Annotated in this window: 2 protein-coding genes; one reads left to right on the top strand and one right to left on the bottom strand. The window is 47.1% G+C overall.

Features of this window, described 5'->3' with window-relative positions; all coding sequences use genetic code 11:
- Nucleotides 1–286: 286 nt before the first annotated feature.
- Nucleotides 287–619 (bottom strand): iron-sulfur cluster insertion protein ErpA, encoded by a 333-nt coding sequence (erpA, locus tag MA2_RS10610; protein WP_115253952.1) that lies wholly within the window; start codon nt 617–619, stop codon nt 287–289.
- Nucleotides 620–763: 144 nt separating this feature from the next.
- Between erpA and MA2_RS10605 the strand changes: the two genes are divergently transcribed.
- Nucleotides 764–2,357, top strand: a 1,594-nt coding sequence (locus tag MA2_RS10605) for an ABC-F family ATP-binding cassette domain-containing protein (protein WP_067059637.1), incomplete at its 3' end; no start/stop codon positions are given.

Here is a 2,357-nt window from a genome sequence, read left to right as displayed (position 1 = left end):
TTTTAGCATTTAAAAACCGCAGCGTGGCTCAATTAGCCCGCACGCAGTCAAACTTTAACCATCAAATAACACACATTGGCACGTCAAGTTTAATAAAGCCATTGATTACCTGCCTTATTAAATCATACCTACCATCATGCTATTATGAACTAAACGCGCCTAATTTAACAAAAACAATCAGACAAGTGCTAGGTTTTTTAAGATAAAGTTTGTAAATGTCGCGTAAGCTTAGATTTTCTCAATATACCGTTGATGACAAAATTAGTCATCGCTTGTTAAAAAAGCATTATATCGAAAAAGACGATCCACAGCCGCACGTTGTGGTTGCATTTGGATTATCGACCACAAAGCGCGAACCTTCGAGTCCTTCAATATAATCAATCGTTGAGCCGTGCAGATATTGATAGCTTAAACTATCAACCACCAACGCCACATCGCCATTGGCAAATTGCGCGTCATCATCGGCAAGCTGTTCTTCAAAATTAAAGCCGTAAGAAAAGCCTGAACAGCCGCCGCCTGTGACATACACGCGCAGCATCAAATCTTCATTGCCTTCTTGCGCGCGCAAACGGCGTACCTTGTTGGCGGCGTTGTCGGTCAGTGTCATGGTGTCATTCATCATTGCCCCCGATATGCTAAGCTGAAACCTCAGCGAATTTTTGGCGTTAGCGGTAGGTATTATGGGGTGTTTGGCTTATACTATCAAGATTTTACGACCAAAATCTATCCAAAATATCTCCACATTGACCAACAAGGCAAGGTTATGATTGAGCTAAAAAATGCCGCGATTCGGCGCGATGGGCGTGTGTTGTTTCATGATGCCAATGTGCAAATTCATCCGTCATGGAAAGTCGGTTTAACAGGCAACAACGGCACGGGCAAATCCAGTTTATTTGCTGTCTTGCGTGGCGAGTTGGGGCTAGATAGCGGTGAATTACACATTCCAAGTGGGTGGCACATCCGGCATATGGCGCAAGAAATTGCCAGCACTGACCAACCTGCGATAGATTTTGTCTTAAGTGGTGACACGACGTGGTACGCGCTCAATGCGTTAATCAGCCAACCCGATGATGCGCCTGCCGACCGTCTTGCCGCTGCCTACAGCCAGTTTGATGATATTGATGGCTACCGTATCCCTGCCAAAGCGGCGCAAATCATGGCAGGATTGGGCTTTAGCCAAGCGCAAATGCAGCAGCCTGTGGCAAGTTTTTCGGGTGGCTGGCGGATGCGGCTAAACTTAGCAAAAACCTTGATGAGCCGCGCTGATTTATTGCTATTGGATGAGCCGACCAACCACTTGGATCTGGATGCGATTTTGTGGCTTGAAGACTGGCTAAACGACTATGACGGCACGTTGGTGCTGATTTCACATGACCAAGCGTTTTTAGACAGCGTTGTTGGACACATTTTACACATCGAGCAGCAGCAGCTGACTTTATATAGCGGCAATTATAGCCAGTTTGTACGCACACGCAGCGAACGACTGGCGCAAGAACAACAAGCCTATGAAAAACAACAAGCTACACGTGCGCACCTAGAAGATTTTATTCGACGTTTTAAAGCCAAAGCCAGTAAGGCCAAACAAGCGCAAAGCCGTGTTAAACAGCTTGAGCGCATGGCAGAGCTTGCGCCTGTAATGGCAGACAATCCATTTACGTTTAACTTTTATCCACCCGATCAGCTGACCTCACCGTTACTCGCACTAGAACACGCCAGTGTTGGCTACGATGGTCAGCCTGTGGTCAAAGATATCAATCTTACCATCACGCCTGACACACGGCTTGGGCTGTTGGGCATGAACGGCGCAGGTAAATCTACCGTGATTAAAGGATTAGTCGGTGAGCTGCCCTTGCTGAGCGGTACACGCAAAGCGGCTGATAGCTTGACGTTGGGTTATTTTAATCAACACCAAATGGACAGCCTTGATAATCATGCTAGCCCGATGCTGATGCTGCGACGCTTGGCAGGCACGACTTCAGATGCTGACTTACGGGCATTTTTGGGCAGTTTTGATTTTCGTGGTGAACGTATCGACACACCCAGTAAATTATTCTCAGGCGGTGAACGCGCGCGGCTAACGTTGGCACTCATCGTTTGGCAACGCCCAAACGTACTGGTACTTGACGAACCAACCAACCACTTAGACTTACAAATGCGCCAAGCCTTGACACTGGCGTTACAAAACTTTGCAGGCGCGGTGATTTTGGTCTCGCATGACCGTGAAATGATTGCCAATGTGTGCGATAGCCTATATTTAGTCCATGATGGACAATGCACCGTATTTGATGATGATATTAGTGCGTATAGCCGTTGGCTAGCAGAAACACGCAAACAGCAAGCTGAGCAAAATGTTCCAC

Origin of the sequence: Moraxella atlantae NBRC 14588 (assembly GCF_001591265.1) — a bacterium.
Taxonomy (GTDB): domain Bacteria; phylum Pseudomonadota; class Gammaproteobacteria; order Pseudomonadales; family Moraxellaceae; genus Faucicola; species Faucicola atlantae.
This window is presented reverse-complemented; position numbering and strand designations above follow the sequence as displayed.